At 65.8% G+C, this 14,864-nt stretch carries 17 protein-coding genes; 6 read left to right on the top strand and 11 right to left on the bottom strand.

Annotation, left to right across the window (positions count from 1 at the left end; all coding sequences use genetic code 11):
* Positions 1-237: 237 nt before the first annotated feature.
* The gene (locus F3J44_RS05915; RefSeq protein WP_012274004.1) at positions 238-1,761 is read left to right on the top strand and encodes a fumarate hydratase; all 1,524 of its coding nucleotides are present in this window, start codon (positions 238-240) and stop codon (positions 1,759-1,761) included.
* 222 nt (positions 1,762-1,983) lie between these two features.
* On the opposite strand, the gene F3J44_RS05920 is transcribed toward F3J44_RS05915, so the two are convergent.
* Positions 1,984-2,574: a GNAT family N-acetyltransferase gene (locus F3J44_RS05920; RefSeq protein WP_167271138.1), complete on the bottom strand. Its 591-nt coding sequence runs from the start codon at positions 2,572-2,574 to the stop codon at positions 1,984-1,986.
* Positions 2,575-2,689: 115 nt separating this feature from the next.
* Here F3J44_RS05920 and F3J44_RS05925 point away from each other — a divergent pair, with 115 nt between their 5' ends.
* On the top strand, positions 2,690-3,088 hold the full coding sequence (locus tag F3J44_RS05925) for a nuclear transport factor 2 family protein (protein WP_167271140.1): 399 nt from the start codon (positions 2,690-2,692) through the stop codon (positions 3,086-3,088).
* A gap of 103 nt (positions 3,089-3,191) precedes the next feature.
* Here the strand turns inward: F3J44_RS05925 and F3J44_RS05930 are convergent, their stop codons facing one another.
* The 6 genes from F3J44_RS05930 to F3J44_RS05955 form a co-directional block, all read right to left on the bottom strand.
* Positions 3,192-3,770 carry a DJ-1/PfpI family protein gene (locus tag F3J44_RS05930; RefSeq protein WP_167271142.1) on the bottom strand — a complete coding sequence of 193 codons (579 nt, stop codon included), beginning with the start codon at positions 3,768-3,770 and terminating at the stop codon, positions 3,192-3,194.
* A gap of 51 nt (positions 3,771-3,821) precedes the next feature.
* Positions 3,822-4,979 carry a phosphatidylserine/phosphatidylglycerophosphate/cardiolipin synthase family protein gene (locus F3J44_RS05935; protein ID WP_167271144.1) on the bottom strand — a complete coding sequence of 386 codons (1,158 nt, stop codon included), beginning with the start codon at positions 4,977-4,979 and terminating at the stop codon, positions 3,822-3,824.
* A gap of 1 nt (position 4,980) precedes the next feature.
* On the bottom strand, positions 4,981-5,562 hold the full coding sequence (locus tag F3J44_RS05940; protein ID WP_167061591.1) for a YceI family protein: 582 nt from the start codon (positions 5,560-5,562) through the stop codon (positions 4,981-4,983).
* A 44-nt stretch (positions 5,563-5,606) separates the two neighbouring features.
* Positions 5,607-5,903, bottom strand: a complete 297-nt coding sequence (locus F3J44_RS05945; protein ID WP_167271146.1) for an amidase — start codon at positions 5,901-5,903, stop codon at positions 5,607-5,609.
* On the bottom strand, positions 5,900-6,982 hold the full coding sequence (locus F3J44_RS05950; protein ID WP_167271149.1) for a serine hydrolase: 1,083 nt from the start codon (positions 6,980-6,982) through the stop codon (positions 5,900-5,902). Before F3J44_RS05950 ends, F3J44_RS05945 begins: the two co-directional genes overlap by 4 nt.
* A gap of 154 nt (positions 6,983-7,136) precedes the next feature.
* Positions 7,137-8,024 (bottom strand): acyl-CoA dehydrogenase, encoded by an 888-nt coding sequence (locus F3J44_RS05955; protein ID WP_167271151.1) that lies wholly within the window; start codon positions 8,022-8,024, stop codon positions 7,137-7,139.
* A gap of 147 nt (positions 8,025-8,171) precedes the next feature.
* On the opposite strand from F3J44_RS05955, the gene olsB reads away from it, so the two are divergent.
* Positions 8,172-8,927, top strand: a complete 756-nt coding sequence (gene olsB, locus F3J44_RS05960; protein WP_167061579.1) for an L-ornithine N(alpha)-acyltransferase — start codon at positions 8,172-8,174, stop codon at positions 8,925-8,927.
* Positions 8,927-9,715, top strand: a complete 789-nt coding sequence (locus tag F3J44_RS05965; protein ID WP_167271153.1) for a lysophospholipid acyltransferase family protein — start codon at positions 8,927-8,929, stop codon at positions 9,713-9,715. The genes olsB and F3J44_RS05965 overlap by 1 nt, the downstream gene beginning before the upstream one ends.
* Positions 9,716-9,829: 114 nt before the next feature.
* Here F3J44_RS05965 and F3J44_RS05970 read toward each other — a convergent pair whose 3' ends face one another.
* Positions 9,830-10,402 carry an ACP phosphodiesterase gene (locus F3J44_RS05970; protein ID WP_167271155.1) on the bottom strand — a complete coding sequence of 191 codons (573 nt, stop codon included), beginning with the start codon at positions 10,400-10,402 and terminating at the stop codon, positions 9,830-9,832.
* A gap of 143 nt (positions 10,403-10,545) precedes the next feature.
* Between F3J44_RS05970 and F3J44_RS05975 the strand changes: the two genes are divergently transcribed.
* Positions 10,546-10,848 carry a helix-turn-helix transcriptional regulator gene (locus F3J44_RS05975; RefSeq protein ID WP_167061568.1) on the top strand — a complete coding sequence of 101 codons (303 nt, stop codon included), beginning with the start codon at positions 10,546-10,548 and terminating at the stop codon, positions 10,846-10,848.
* 17 nt (positions 10,849-10,865) lie between these two features.
* On the top strand, positions 10,866-11,915 hold the full coding sequence (locus tag F3J44_RS05980) for an alkene reductase (protein WP_167271157.1): 1,050 nt from the start codon (positions 10,866-10,868) through the stop codon (positions 11,913-11,915).
* 72 nt (positions 11,916-11,987) lie between these two features.
* Here the strand turns inward: F3J44_RS05980 and F3J44_RS05985 are convergent, their stop codons facing one another.
* The 3 genes from F3J44_RS05985 to F3J44_RS05995 all read right to left on the bottom strand — a co-directional run bounded on the left by F3J44_RS05985 (position 11,988) and on the right by F3J44_RS05995 (position 14,828).
* Positions 11,988-12,809: an ATPase gene (locus F3J44_RS05985; RefSeq protein ID WP_167061562.1), complete on the bottom strand. Its 822-nt coding sequence runs from the start codon at positions 12,807-12,809 to the stop codon at positions 11,988-11,990.
* 87 nt (positions 12,810-12,896) lie between these two features.
* Positions 12,897-13,892, bottom strand: coding sequence for an NAD(P)-dependent oxidoreductase (locus F3J44_RS05990; protein ID WP_167271160.1), 996 nt, complete (start codon positions 13,890-13,892; stop codon positions 12,897-12,899).
* A gap of 45 nt (positions 13,893-13,937) precedes the next feature.
* Positions 13,938-14,828, bottom strand: coding sequence for a LysR family transcriptional regulator ArgP (locus F3J44_RS05995; protein ID WP_167061554.1), 891 nt, complete (start codon positions 14,826-14,828; stop codon positions 13,938-13,940).
* Positions 14,829-14,864: the final 36 nt, after the last annotated feature.

Here is a 14,864-nt window from a genome sequence, read left to right on the forward strand (position 1 = left end):
CCAACGATTACCGGGTCACTGTATGCCAAGCGCGTATCGGCAGCAAAAATGGTGCCTGCGGCCAGCCGACCATGGTCCAGACCACACGCAGGTGTTTCGCGCGGTGAGGCGCGCTATACTGCCGCGCCCTTTTGCGCCGGCCAGCCTGCCGGCGCGCCTTGCAAGGCGCATCGACATGCTGGTCGGCACCGTCGGGCGTCTTTTCGAATGTTCCCGTCTTTAAGAGGAGCGCGCTGCATGACCGTGATCAAGCAAGACGACCTGATTCAGAGCGTCGCCGACGCCCTGCAATTCATCTCGTACTACCACCCCGTCGATTTCATCCAGGCGATGCACGAGGCCTACCTGCGCGAAGAGTCCCCAGCCGCGCGTGACTCGATCGCCCAGATCCTGATCAACTCGCGCATGTGCGCCACCGGCCACCGCCCGATCTGCCAGGACACCGGTATCGTCACCGTGTTCGTGCGCGTGGGCATGGACGTGCGCTGGGACGGCGCCACCCTGAGCGTCGACGACATGATCAACGAAGGTGTGCGTCGCGCCTACAACCTGCCTGAGAACGTCCTGCGCGCCTCGATCCTGGCCGACCCGGCCGGTGCCCGCAAGAACACCAAGGACAACACCCCGGCAGTGATCCACTACTCCATCGTTCCCGGCGACAAGGTCGAGGTCGATGTCGCAGCCAAGGGCGGCGGCTCGGAGAACAAGTCGAAGATGGCCATGCTCAACCCGTCCGACTCGATCGTCGACTGGGTACTGAAAACCGTCCCGACCATGGGCGCTGGCTGGTGCCCACCGGGCATGCTCGGCATCGGTATCGGCGGCACCGCCGAGAAGGCCGCGGTCATGGCCAAGGAAGTGTTGATGGAGTCCATCGACATCCATGAACTCAAGGCCCGTGGCCCACAGAACCGCCTGGAAGAAATCCGCCTGGAGCTGTTCGAGAAGGTCAACCAGCTGGGCATCGGCGCCCAGGGCCTGGGTGGCCTGACCACCGTGCTCGACGTCAAGATCATGGACTACCCGACCCACGCCGCCTCGCTGCCGGTGTGCATGATCCCCAACTGCGCCGCCACCCGCCACGCCCACTTCGTGCTCGACGGCTCCGGCCCTGCCGAACTGGAAGCGCCGTCGCTGGACGCCTACCCGGAAATCGTCTGGGAAGCCGGCCCAAGCGCCCGCCGTGTCAACCTCGACGACATCACCCCCGAGGAAGTGGCCAGCTGGAAACCGGGCGAAACCATCCTGCTCAACGGCAAGATGCTCACCGGCCGCGACGCTGCGCACAAGCGCATGGTGGAAATGCTCAACCGCGGTGAAGAGCTGCCGGTGGACCTCAAAGGCCGCTTCATCTACTACGTAGGCCCGGTCGATCCGGTCGGTGACGAAGTGGTAGGCCCAGCTGGCCCGACCACCGCCACCCGCATGGACAAGTTCACCCGCCAGATCCTCGAGCAAACCGGCCTGCTGGGCATGATCGGCAAGTCCGAGCGCGGCCCGACCGCCATCGAGGCGATCAAGGACAACAAGGCCGTGTACCTGATGGCCGTCGGCGGCGCCGCCTACCTGGTGGCCCAGGCGATCCGCAAGTCGAAGGTCCTGGCCTTCGCCGAGCTGGGCATGGAAGCGATCTACGAGTTCGAGGTCAAGGACATGCCGGTGACCGTGGCCGTGGACAGCAACGGTGAGTCGGTACACATCACCGGCCCTGCCCTGTGGCAGAGCAAGATTGCCCAGAGCCTGGCAGTCGAAGTGAAGTAAACCTGATGTAACGGCGGCGCCTGCTTCGCGGGGCAAGCCCGCTCCTACAGGGAATCGCGTCCCCTTGTAGGAGCGGGCTTGCCCCGCGAAGAGGCCAAGCCTGCTCTACACAATGCTGTCGAACTGCTCCGCCCAGTCCTGCGGGTAACACCTGCCTCTCCTGCCTCACCTCTTCCCTGTCTCCCTCGCACAATGCCAACCAAGGCTCGATGGCAAGCCCATTCAAATCGGCAGTCCCTTGGTCCAGAACGACATGATCTTGTCCGAGCTCTCCTGCTCGTCCAGGTCGCGCCAGGCAAAACGCGTCCGTAGCGAAGGATCATGCAGGAAGCCACGATTGCGCCAGAAACCATGCAACGGCTTGTAGTCCGCAGGACGACGCGGATGGATGCCTGGTCGCTCGACCGCGCAGAAAGCGCAGAAGTCGAATTCGGCCAGCTTGTGGGCATACGACTCACGCTCGATGAAGAAGCGCACGCCCAGACCAAGTCCACGGTATTCCGGCAACACCAGCGACCCACCAAAGTAATAGACGCTGGCCGGGTCGCGGCCCTGGGCCAGGAACGGCTGCTGGAACGCAGGCGCCACGTCCACCAGCGGCAGGCCGGTGGAAGCACCTACCACCTGGCCGTCGTCCAGGGCAAGCACCACCAGGCTGCGCCCGGAGCGGGTGTAGCTGGCCAGGTAGTCGGCCTCGTACTCCGGGGTGCCATCGTAGAGGTAGGGAAACTCGCGGAACACGGTCAGGCGCAGGCGAGCGAGGTCATCGATGTAAGGCGCGATAGCGGCGCCGTGCAACAGGCGTATTTCCATGCTTGGCGGTCGTTTTGTCGATGTGGATGACGCGCTCGGCTAAGCCGGGCTTGAGGGGAAACCCTATCATCGGAATCCACTGACCGCCTTTTCCCTACACGACAGGTATTGTTCCATGACCGCTACCGAACTGGTAAATGCTTACTACGCCGCCTTCAATGCCGGCGACATGCCGGGCTTCTTGGCCCTGCTTAGCGAAGACGTGATCCATGACGTCAACCAGGGCGAGCGGCAGATGGGCAAGACCAAGTTCGCCGCGTTCATGGACAAGATGAACCGCTGCTACCGCGAGCGCCTGGCCGATATCGTGGTGATGCAGAATGCCGAGGGCAGCCGTGCGGCGGCGGAATTTACCGTGCATGGCCAGTACCTGGCCGATGACGAAGGGCTGCCGGCGGCCAACGGGCAGACCTATGTGTTGCCGGCGGGGGCGTTCTTCTACATCCACTGCGGGAAAATCGCCCGGGTGACCAGCTATTACAACCTCAATGATTGGGTTGAGCAGGTGGCGTGAACCTGTGCTGGCCTCTTCGCGAGCTTTGCTCGCTCCTACAAGGGAGTTCATCGGCCTGTAGGAGCGAGCGTAGCTCGCGAAGCGCCGCAATCGAACAGGCCGGTCAGGCGATACGGGTGCCGAGCACCTTGAGGAACGCCGCCAGCCACGCCGGGTGGGCAGGCCATGCCGGTGCCGTGACCAGGTTGCCATCGACATGCGCCTGGTCCACCGCGATGTCCACGAACGTCCCGCCCGCCAGCCTCACCTCCGGCGCACACGCCGGGTAGGCACTGCATTCGCGCCCTTCCAGCACCCCGGCCGCCGCCAGCAACTGCGCCCCATGGCACACCGCCGCAATCGGCTTGCCGGCCTGGTCGAACGCCCGCACCAGCTCCAGCACCCGCTCATCCAGGCGCAGGTATTCTGGCGCACGGCCACCGGGAATCAACAGGGCGTCATAGCCTTCGGCCCGTACCCGCACGAAGTCGTAGTTCAAGGCAAAATTGTGCCCTGGCTTTTCGCTGTAGGTCTGCTCGCCCTCGAAATCATGGATGGCCGTGCGCACCGTCTGCCCGGCGACTTTCTCCGGGCACACCGCGTGCACGGTGTGGCCCACCATCAGCAACGCCTGGAACGGCACCATCGCCTCATAGTCCTCGACGTAGTCGCCCACCAGCATGAGAATCTTCTTCGCCGTCATCGCACCCACTCCTTCGATTGCCTGTGAACAGTCACAGCACGATAGCCGGTCTCAGTCGCGGCGGTCGAGCACGTTGACCACCAGCCGGTCGATCCACCCCCAGATCCGCTGCTTCACCCGCCGCCACAGGGGCCGGGCGTTCCAGTGGTTGAGGTCGACTTCCTCGCTCAGGGCGAAATCGCGCTCGAAACTGGCCACCACCGCCGCGGTCAGGGGCGGGTCCAGGGCTTCGATGTTGGCTTCAAGGTTGAAGCGCAGGTTCCAGTGGTCGAAGTTGCACGAACCGACGCTCACCCAGTCGTCCACCACGGCCATCTTCAGGTGCAGGAAACACGGCTGGTACTCGAAAATCCGCACCCCGGCGCGCAGCAGGCGCGGGTAGTAGCGGTGCCCGGCGTAGCGCACCGACGGGTGGTCGGTGCGCGGGCCGGTCAGCAGCAGGCGCACGTCCAGGCCCTTGCTGGCGGCCCGGCGCAGCGAACGGCGCACGCTCCAGGTGGGCAAGAAGTACGGTGTGGCCAGCCACACCCGCTGTTTGCCGCTGTTCAATGCGCGCACCAGCGAATGCAGGATGTCCTGGTGCTGACGGGCGTCGGCATAGGCGACCCGGCCCATGCCGACGCCTTGTGCCGGGGCCTTGGGCAGGCGTGGCAAGCCGAAGCCTTCGGCCGGCCGCCAGGCCGTGCGGCGGTTGTTGGCGTGCCACTGGCGGTCGAACAGCAGTTGCCAATCGGCCACCACCGGCCCTTGCAGTTGCACCATCACCTCGTGCCACTCGCTGGTCGCCTGGCCCGGTGTCCAGAATTCGTCGGTCACCCCGGTGCCACCCACCGCCGCCCAGCGCTCGTCCACCAGCAGCAACTTGCGGTGGTCGCGGTACAGGTTGCGAAACCCACGCTTCCAGCGCAGGCGGTTGTACCAGCGCAGGTACACCCCGGCGTCCAGCAGGCGTTGGCGCAGGGCCGTGGTAAACGCCAGCGAGCCGTAGTCATCGAACAGGCAACGCACCCGCACGCCGCGCCTGGCCGCCTGCTCCAGCACCTGCACCACCGCTTCGGCGCAGGCCCCGGCTTCCACCAGGTACAGCTCCAGGTCCACCTGCAGTTCGGCCTGGGCAATGGCCTGGAGCATGCGCGGAAAGAATTCGGGGCCGTCGATCAGCAGCTCGAACTGGTTGCCGTCACGCCAGGGAAAGACCGGCCCGGGCATGTCAGCGGGCGTTGAAGATCAGCACCGCGCTAACCGGCACCGACGGGTTGATGGACTTGAGCTTGGCGAAGGTGCGCAGCTTTTCAAGACCCGGCAGCAGGCCGTAGTCGCTGGCGCGCAGCACCAGCGGTTCGAGCGTTACCACCTGAAAACGCCGCTGGTCCAGGCGGGTGGCCAGGAGCAAGGCGTTGTAGCTGTGGGACTGGCCATGCAGGGTCACGGTCAGTGGCAGGCGCAGTTCGATCTGCGCGCCATTGGCCAGGTCGTTGATGGGCCGCAGGTCGATCTGCGCCTTTACCGTGGCATCGGCGAAGCGCTCGACCTCGAACAGGTTGTCGCGCATCTGCTCGTCGCGCAGGGGAATGCCACTGCTGACCGAGTCCATCTCGATACTCAGCGCTGCCGCGCCCTTGCGGTCGACACTGCCATGCAGCACCAGAAAGCGGTGCACCTCGGCGGTCGTGCCGTTCTTGCCAGTGACGAATGACAGGCGGGAAGACTCGCCATCGAGGTGCCAGTTGGCGTGGGCGGGCAGGCACAGGGCCAGCAGCAAGGCAGGCAGTAGGCGGGGCAACTTGAACATGACAGGTCTCGTGAAACTTGACCGTCAACCTTACCCGCCCGCCTTCATGGCAGCAAGCGGCAGCCCGCCTGGGGGCCCTGCCAGGCCGCCTGGCTGCGCTGGCCCAGGCCAGCGGCGCTTACCCGCCGCTGCGGGGTGTCTTCGTGCAGCTCGCTCAACGGCAGCCACTGCTTCACATAACCCCGGCAATACCCTTCGTCGAAGCCCATGACGAAACGGCACGAACAATATTCCTTGGCCGAGTAGGCCGAGAGAATGCCGGGGAAATCCGCCAGGGCCTGGCGCTCCAGCCAGGCCCAGCCCAAAAGGGCCAGCACCAGCAGCAACAGCATGCGCTTCATGCGCCCTCCTCCTTGGCCAACACCGCCAGCACCCGTTTGAGCAGTTCATTGTGCGTGTAGCGGCCATCACGGTCGTCGCCATAGCGCACGATCACCAGCTTCTGGGAGGGCAACACATACAGTGCCTGCCCCCAGTGGCCGAGGGCGGCGAAGGCATCTGCCGGGGCGTCTGGCCAGGGCAGCGGCTGGCCGGCCAAGGGCTGGTTCAACCACCAGTGGCCGCCCGGGTTGGCTTCGCCGGGCGTGGCCTGGGCCTGGGCGAACAGGGTACGGTTGAAGGCCACCCAGTTTGCCGGCAACAGTTGGCGCTCGCCCCAGCGCCCGTCGCGCTGCATCAACAGGCCGATGCGGGCGAGGTCCCGGGCGCTCAGGTAGAGGTAGGACGAGCCGACGAAGGTGCCACTGCTGTCGCGCTCCCACACCGCGCTGTCGATCCCCAAGGGGGTGAACAGCGCCTGCCAGGGATACTGCGCATAATTGCCTTTGCCAAGCATGCCGCGCAGGGCCGCCGCCAGTACGTTGCTGTCCCCGCTTGAATAGACGAAGCGCTGCCCGGGTGCGTCGGCGCGGGCACGGGCGGCGGTGTAGGCGGCCATGTCGCTGCGCCCACGGGTGTAGAGCATGGCCACCACCGAGGACTTGAGCGGGGCGTATTCGTAGTCTTCCTGCCAGGCCAGGCCGCTGGCCCAGTGCAGCAGGTCGGCCAGGCGCACCTCGGGGTGTGCCTGCATCGGCGGGTAGAAGCGTGCCGCGGGGTCCTGCAACTGGAAGCGGCCCTCGCCCTGGGCCACGCCCAGCACGGTGGCCAGGACGCTCTTGCTGATCGACCAGGTGAGGTGCGCGGTATTGGCGGTGGTGGGCGCGCTGTAGCGTTCGTGCAGGATGCGCCCGTCGCGGATGATCAGCAGGGCATCGGTGCGGATGCCGCTGCGTTCGCTGGCGTTGCGTTCGGGGAAGGCGTAGGCGTCCACGGCTTGCCAGTCGAGGGGGGTGTTGTCGACGGGCCAGTTGGGTTCAGGCCAGTCTTCGGCCCAGGCGGGGGCCATGGCCAACATCAGAATCAACCACAATGCCTTCATGCGGGGGGCGCCTGCGTTGGGGCTGCGTTGCAGCCCTTCGCGGGGCAAGCCCGCTCCTACAGGCACCGGCGCTATCGCTGTAGGAGCGGGCTTGCCCCGCGAAGGGCCGCAACGCGGCCCCGGATGTCAAAGGATCACACAGCCTCGCAGCCTTTCATGACAATCCTGCAGCCGCCCACGCCTTGGCCAAGCGTTTCTCCCGCGCCGCCGTCGCCAGCGCCAGCACGCCCTGGTCCCGCTGCCATAACTGCGCCCACTGCCGCGGCCCATCCAGCAAGGCCTTGTCGATGGCCCCGCGCAGGTCCTGGAACTGCTCGAACAAGCCCGCCAACAGCAAATGGCAGGCCACGCTGTCGGCACATTGCCGGCTGCCCTCGGCGCACCCTGCCAGCACAGCCAGCAGGCGCAGGCGCAGTGCCTGGGGCCAGGCGCACTCCTGCCCCACCCCGTACAACCAGGCCACCAGCGCCGCCAGCACGTACAAGTCTTCAAGCGAGCGGAACGGCTTGACGTAGGCGTCCCAACCATCCCCCGCCAGCAGCTCGCACGCCGCCTGTTCCAGTTGCAGGCGCCCATGCCCCACCTCGGGCATCAACGGCAAGGTCGGCAAGGCCTCCAGCGCCACCCCCGCCTCGCCGGGGTAGACCACGGCCAGTTTCAGCCGCGGCGCCGCGCCTGGCGGCTCGTCGCGCGCCGCCACCAGCAACCATTCGGCATCCAGCCCGGCCGTGACGAAATCCTTGCTGCCACTCAGGCGCAGGCCGTGCAGGCGGGTATGCATGTCTGCCGGGCGCACGCTGCGCCGCTCGGTGGCGCACAGCGCACCGAGGCTGGCCGGGGCACTGGGCCAGAGCACGCGCAGGGCAGCCTGGTAGCCAATCAGGAAAGCCAGCCCCGGGGTGGCCATGGCACGCCCGCCCAGCACCGCAAGTTCGAACGGGGCCACGCTGCCAAGGCGCTGCAGCTCGGCGGCGTAGGTTTCGCCCAGGGTGCCGGCCAAAGGCTGGCGGAGGGGGTCGTTGAGTCGTTGCAACCAGGCCATCGGACGCTCCTTATCGGGGGCTGTTCTGGGGTGTCACGCAAGCATCACCAAAGATTCACAGGGGTGACACCGCGCCTACCTAGGCTGACTTTGCACAACAAAGCCGACCGGCCGCAACCCTTCATGGCTGGCTTATGGAGACTCGTAATGACTCGGATCGCTCGCTCTGGCGACAACAGCACTGAACGCCGTCTGCAAGCCGAACGCCTGGTCGGCGCAGCCGCCCTGCAGGAAGCCCAGGCCTTGCGCTACAAGGTATTCAGCGCGGAATTCAAAGCCAAGCTCAAAGGCGCCGAACAGGGCCTGGACATGGATGACTATGACGTGCACTGCCGCCACATCGGCGTGCGAGACTTGAACACCGGCGAGCTGGTTGCCACCACCCGCCTGCTCGACCACCAGGCCGCGAGCAGCCTGGGCCGCTTCTACAGCGAAGAAGAATTCAGCCTGCACGGCCTGCTGCAGCTGCAGGGCCCGATCCTGGAACTGGGACGCACCTGCGTGGCGGCCGACTACCGCAACGGCGGCACCATCGCCGTGCTCTGGGGCGAGCTGGCCGAAGTGCTCAACGAAGGCCGCTACAGCTACCTGATGGGCTGCGCCAGCATCCCCATGCAAGACGGCGGCGTACAGGCCCATGCCGTCATGCAGCGCCTGCGCGAACGCTACCTGTGCACCGAGCACCTGCGCGCCGAACCCAAGAACCCGCTGCCGAACCTGGCCCTGCCGAGCAACGTCATCGCCGAAATGCCACCGCTGCTCAAGGCCTACATGCGCCTGGGCGCGAAGATCTGCGGCGAGCCGTGCTGGGACGAAGACTTCCAGGTCGCCGATGTGTTCATCCTGCTCAAACGCGACGACCTGTGCCCACGCTACGCCCGCCACTTCAAGGCAGCGGTCTGATGCCCAAGCTGCGGGTCATCGCCCGCTTCTCAAGGCTGATCCTGGTGCTGCTGCTGGGCATGCTCATGGCAAGCATCATCGGCGTGGGCGAACGCCTGGGCCTGAAGACACCGATGCAGCGGCGCCAGCGCTGGACATGCTGGTTCATGAAATACCTGGCCGGCGCCCTGCCCTTCGAGGTACGGGTGGTCGGCACGCTGCCGCAGCAGCCGATGCTGTGGGTCAGCAACCATGTGTCATGGACCGACATTCCGCTGCTGGGCATGCTGATGCCGCTGTCGTTCCTGTCCAAGGCCGAAGTGCGTCACTGGCCTGTGGCCGGTTGGCTGGCGGAAAAGGCCGGCACGCTGTTCATCCGCCGCGGCGGTGGCGACGGCCAGCGCCTGCGCGAGCAGATCAGCGGGCAACTGGGCCAGGCCCAGCCGCTGGTGATTTTCCCCGAGGGCACCACCACCGACGGCCGACAGCTGCGCACCTTCCACGGGCGCCTGCTGGCCGGCGCCATCGACCAGGGCGTGGCCCTGCAGCCGGTGGCCATCCAGTACCGGCGCAACGGCGAAACCGACCCGATTGCACCGTTCATCGGTGACGATGACCTTGTGTCGCACCTGACGCGCTTGTTTGCCGAGCCACGGGGTGAGGTGTGTATTCAGTTGCTGGCGCCGATCAGCAGCGTGGACAAAGAGCGGGCGGCGCTGGCGTTCCAGGCGCAGCAGGCGATTCACCTGGCGTTGTTCGGGGCTGAGGAAGTGCCGGTGGTGCCGCGGCGGCAGGCGCGGGCTGCCTGAGCCTGGATTTACCTGTACCGGCCCCTTCGCGGGGCAAGCCCGCTCCTACAACGGGATACGTACTTGTAGGAGCGGGCTTGCCCCGCGAAAGGGCCGGTACAGGCACCACACAGCTCACCTGCCCGCCACCGCAAACGCCTGCAACTGCGGATAGAACTCGCGAAAATCCGCCATCAACGGTTCATACAACCGCTCAAGCTCAACCATCACTCCCGCCATCCCCTCCGGACGAGACAATCGCCGGGCAATGCCATTGAACACCTGCTCCAACGTCGCAAAATCACCATAAGCCCCCAGCCAGTCATCCGCCGCCATGAACGGCGCAATCCGCGCCAATCGCCCCGGCAATTCCGGCTCGGCCAACAGCACCCGGTAAAACCCCGCGGTGAACTGCTCCAGGGGCTGGTCGGCATAGTCGCCCCAATGCCGCGCCAGGCAATGGTCGAAAAACACATCCAGCACGATTCCGGCAAAGCGTCGCCGCTCACGGGGGAACCGTGCCAGTGCCGCCAGCACCAGCGGGTGTTGGTCGGTGTAGCTGTCGATCTGCCGGTGCAGCCGGATCGCCGACTCCAGCGCAGGCGCAAAGCGCCCCTCCAGCGAGCCTTTGACGAAGTCGCCATACAGGCTGCCAAGCAGTTGTTGCGGCGCCGGGCCGCCCAGGTGCAGGTGTGCGAGGTAGTTCATGGGCCCAGTCTAGCACCGCCCACACCTATATCGTTATAACGCGATATAGCGATTCGCACTCAGCTCAGAACCTCTTCATATTTGTATATCGCGAAATACCGATTTAAATTTCGCTCAACCGCGATACACAACGAGCCTCACCCATGCCACTCGATCTCGACGAAATCATAAAAGCGCTGGCCCACCCGGTCAGGCGAGAAATCCTCAGCTGGCTGAAAGACCCGGCAACGCAATTCCCCGACCAGTACCACAGCACCGAGAACGGTGTGTGTGCCGGGCAGATCGACCAACGCTGCGGCCTTTCGCAGTCGACCGTCTCGGCCCACCTGGCGACCTTGCAGCGCGCCGGGCTGATCCGCAGCCAGAAGATCGGCCAGTGGCACTTTTTCAAACGCGACGAAGCCACCATCCAGGCGTTCCTCGAACAACTGCGCCACGCGCTTTGACCAGGCAGGTAACCCTTATGACCACGCTTTTCGATCCGATCACCCTGGGCGACGTGCAACTGCCCAACCGCATCATCATGGCCCCGCTGACCCGCTGCCGGGCCGACCAAGGCCGGGTGCCCAACGCGCTGATGGCCGAATACTACGTGCAACGCGCCAGCGCCGGGCTGATCCTCAGCGAGGCGACTTCGGTGAGCCCGATGGGCGTTGGCTACCCCGACACCCCCGGTATCTGGAACGACCAGCAGGTGCGTGGCTGGCATAACGTCACCCAGGCCGTGCATGGCGCCGGCGGGCGCATTTTCCTGCAGCTGTGGCACGTTGGCCGCGTCTCGCACCCCAGCTACCTCAACGGTGAGTTGCCGGTGGCGCCCAGCGCGATCCAGCCCAAGGGCCATGTCAGCCTGGTACGGCCCTTGAGCGAATACCCGACCCCACGGGCCTTGGAAACCGAGGAAATCGCCGACATCGTCGAGGCCTACCGCAGTGCTGCGGAAAACGCCAAGGCCGCGGGTTTCGACGGTGTGGAGATCCACGGTGCCAACGGCTACCTGCTCGACCAGTTCCTGCAAAGCAGCACCAACCAGCGCACCGACCGCTACGGCGGCTCGCTGAAGAACCGCGCGCGCCTGCTGCTGGAAGTCACCGATGCGGCCATCGAGGTGTGGGGCGCAGGCCGGGTGGGCGTACACCTGGCACCGCGGGCCGACGCCCATGACATGGGCGACGCCGACCGCGCCGAAACCTTCACCTACGTGGCGCGCGAACTGGGCAAGCGGGGTATCGCGTTCATCTGCTCGCGGGAGAAGGAAGCCGACGACAGCCTGGGGCCGCAGATCAAGGCGGCGTTCGGCGGGGCGTACATCGTCAATGAACGCTTCGACAAGGCCAGTGCCAATGCCGCGTTGGCGGCAGGCAAGGCCGATGCAGTGGCCTTTGGCGTGCCGTTCATCGCCAACCCGGACCTGCCAGCACGGCTGGCGGCCGATGCGCCGTTGAACGAGGCGCACCCCGAGACGTTCTATGGCCAGGGGCCGGTGGGGTACATCGACTACCCGCGCCTTTGATGTTGGCCCCTTCGCGGGGCAAGCCCGCTCCTGTAGGAGCGGGCTTGCCCCGCGAAGAAGCCTCAGGTGCTCTCAAGGCCGAGCGTTAATCTGCTGTTGCAAGTTCTGAATCTGGCTCTGCAGGGTATTGAGGTTGCGCGTGGTCTGCCCGCGAAACGCATCGAACTCCTGCACCGTGGCCCCGCTCCCGGACGCCGTGCGGTTCTCCATCTGGGTCTTGAGCACCAGCACATCCTGCTCAAGGCTTTCGATGGCCGCTTTCTGGCCGCCCTGCTTCTTCAACGCCGCCACGTCATCGTTCAGGCTTTTCAGCTGGCCATCGAGCTTGCCACCGTCCACCTGGCCCGACTTCAACGCGGCCAGTTCGCCATTGACCGCCTTCAACTGCGCCTGCAACTGGGTTTGCAACTCGGTCACGGCCTTCTGCTGCTCGCGGGTATCGGCCAGCACCTGCTCCAGGCGCTTGCCGAGGTCACCGGCCTGCCCCGCCACGCCCTGCTGCTGCTTGCCCTGCTCGGCCAGGCTCGCCTGCAACTGGCGAATCTGCAGCTTCAACGCCTCGCTACCGGTGGTGCTGGACGACTCGCTGGCATCGACCTTGCCACTGATCGCCTGCAGCCGCCCAGCCGCCTCCTCACTGATACGGGCAAAGCTTTCCTGGGTGGCGACCAGTTGCTGCTCCATCAGCGAGATCTGCTGGAAGCTCCACCAGCCCAACCCGGCCAGGGCTATGAACGACGCCGCCAGCAACGCCCACAGCGGGCCGGTGCTGGCCGGCTTGGCGGCCTTCTTGCGGCTGCGCGAAACGTGCGCGGGCAGCAGCTCGTCGTCATCGGGAGTTCCGGCCCGCAAGGTGGGCACATCATCGAAATCGTCGTGGGCATCGTTGCGCATAGGGGGCTTCAACCGCGGTGGTAGCAAAGAGACATGATTATAAACCGCTCACGCGGCGCACTGATGACCATCTTCTGCCGCCCGGGTTCACTGCCCCGGCGGCTGATGCTTCCACCAGCCGCAGAATTCATCCAGCGCCGTCCACAAGCTGACCTTGGGCTGGTAGTCCAGGTACTGGCGGGCGCGGCTGATGTCCAAGGTGAAATCCCGGCTCATCACCTGCATGCCCAGGCGCGAAAGCGTGGGCTGCGGGCGCCCGGGCCAGAGCAGGCAGGCGGCTTCGTTCAACGCGGCCAGGCTGTAGGCCAGGCCATAGGGGCGGTAGCGGGTGACTTGGGGCAGGTTCATCTGGCGCATCACGTAGTTGACCACATCCCACAGCGGCAGCGGCTGGCCGTTGCTGATGTTGTAGGCCTGGCCCAACGCTCGGTCGTCGGCGAACAGCGCGCTGAGCAGGGCATCATTGAGGTTGTGCACGCTGGTGAAGTCGACCTTGTTCAGGCCGTTGCCGATGATCGCCACGCGGCCCTTGCGCTGCATCTGCATCAGCCGTGGGAAAATGCTGGCATCGCCTGCGCCGGTCACGAAGCGCGGGCGCAGCGCCAGCACTTCCAGGCCGAACTCCTGGGCACCGAACACTTTCTGCTCGGCCAGGTACTTGGTGTGTGCATAGTGGTCGTGGAAACGCCGCGGCACCTGGTCTTCGCGAACATCCAGGCGGGCGCGGCCGTTGAAGTAGATCGACGGCGACGACAGGTGCACCAGGCGCCGAACGTGCTCTTTCAGGCAGCCTTCGACCACGTTCTCGGTCACCACCACGTTGCCCTGGTGGAAGTCCTGGTAACGCCCCCAATTGCCCACCGCGCCTGCGCAGTGCACCACCGCCTCGACGCCCTGGCACAGGCGCCGGGCCAGCTCCGGGTCGCCCAGGTCGCCGGGAATGAACTGCGCCCCACGCTTGACCAGGTGCTCGACCCCCTCGGCGCGCCGGCCGCTGACCCGCACCTTCAGGCCCTGCTCCAGGGCAAAGCGCGCAAAGCGCCCGCCAATGAAGCCGCTCGCGCCGGTGACCAGAATTTGCATGTATGACTCCGCCTAGATTTCAGATGCAACAGACGCCAGCCGCCGCTACAACGGCACCAGCCAGTGGTGCGCGGTGGCGCGCAGGTGTTCGGTCAGTTGCGCGAGCAGGTGCCCGCCGTTGCGCCAATGATGCCAGTACAGCGGCACATCGATAGGGGTATCGGCGCAAATTTCCACCAGTTGCCCGCTGGCCAACTGCTCGCGGGCCTGCAACTCGGGCACCAGGCCCCAGCCCAGGCCGGCCTCGGTCATGCGCAGGAAGCCTTCGGACGATGGGCACAGGTGATGCAGGAAACCGTCCTGAATGCCCAGCGATGCCAGGTAGCGGTGCTGCAGGAAGTCGTCCGGGCCATAGACGATGGCCGGCGTGCGGGCCAGGCGCCCGGCGTCGAAACCCTGTGGGAAATAGCGCGCCATGAACCCGGGGCTGGCCAGGGCGCGGTAACGCATGGCGCCCAATGGCAAGCTGCGTGCGCCGGCCACCGGCCGCTCGCTGCCACACAGGCAGGCCGCCACTTCGCCGGCCCGCATGCGCTTGAGGCCCACTTCCTGGTCCTCCACCACCAGGTCGGTGAGCAACTGCTGCTCGGCGCAGAACGCCCCCACTGCGCCAGCCCACCAGGTGGCCAGGCTGTCGGCGTTGAGGGCGATGCGCAAGCGTTCGGGCAGCCCCTCCTCGTCCAGCGCCGGCACCTGGCGCTGCAGGTCGCGTTCGAGCAGGCGCACCTGCTGCACATGGTTGAGCAGTTGCCGGCCCACTTCAGTGGGGCTCGGCGGCGTGGCGCGCACCAGTACCGGCTGGCCAACCCGCGCCTCAAGCAGCTTGATGCGCTGGGAAATGGCCGATTGCGACAGCCCCAGCACCTGGGCGGCGCGCTCGAAACCACCCTGCTCGACCACCCCCGCGAGGGCGGCCAGCAACTTGTAGTCGAACATCGATTTTCCTAATGTGGGGTGAGCATTATTTGTTTT

The organism is Pantoea sp. Tr-811 (genome assembly GCF_011752535.1).
Taxonomy (GTDB): Bacteria; Pseudomonadota; Gammaproteobacteria; order Pseudomonadales; family Pseudomonadaceae; genus Aquipseudomonas.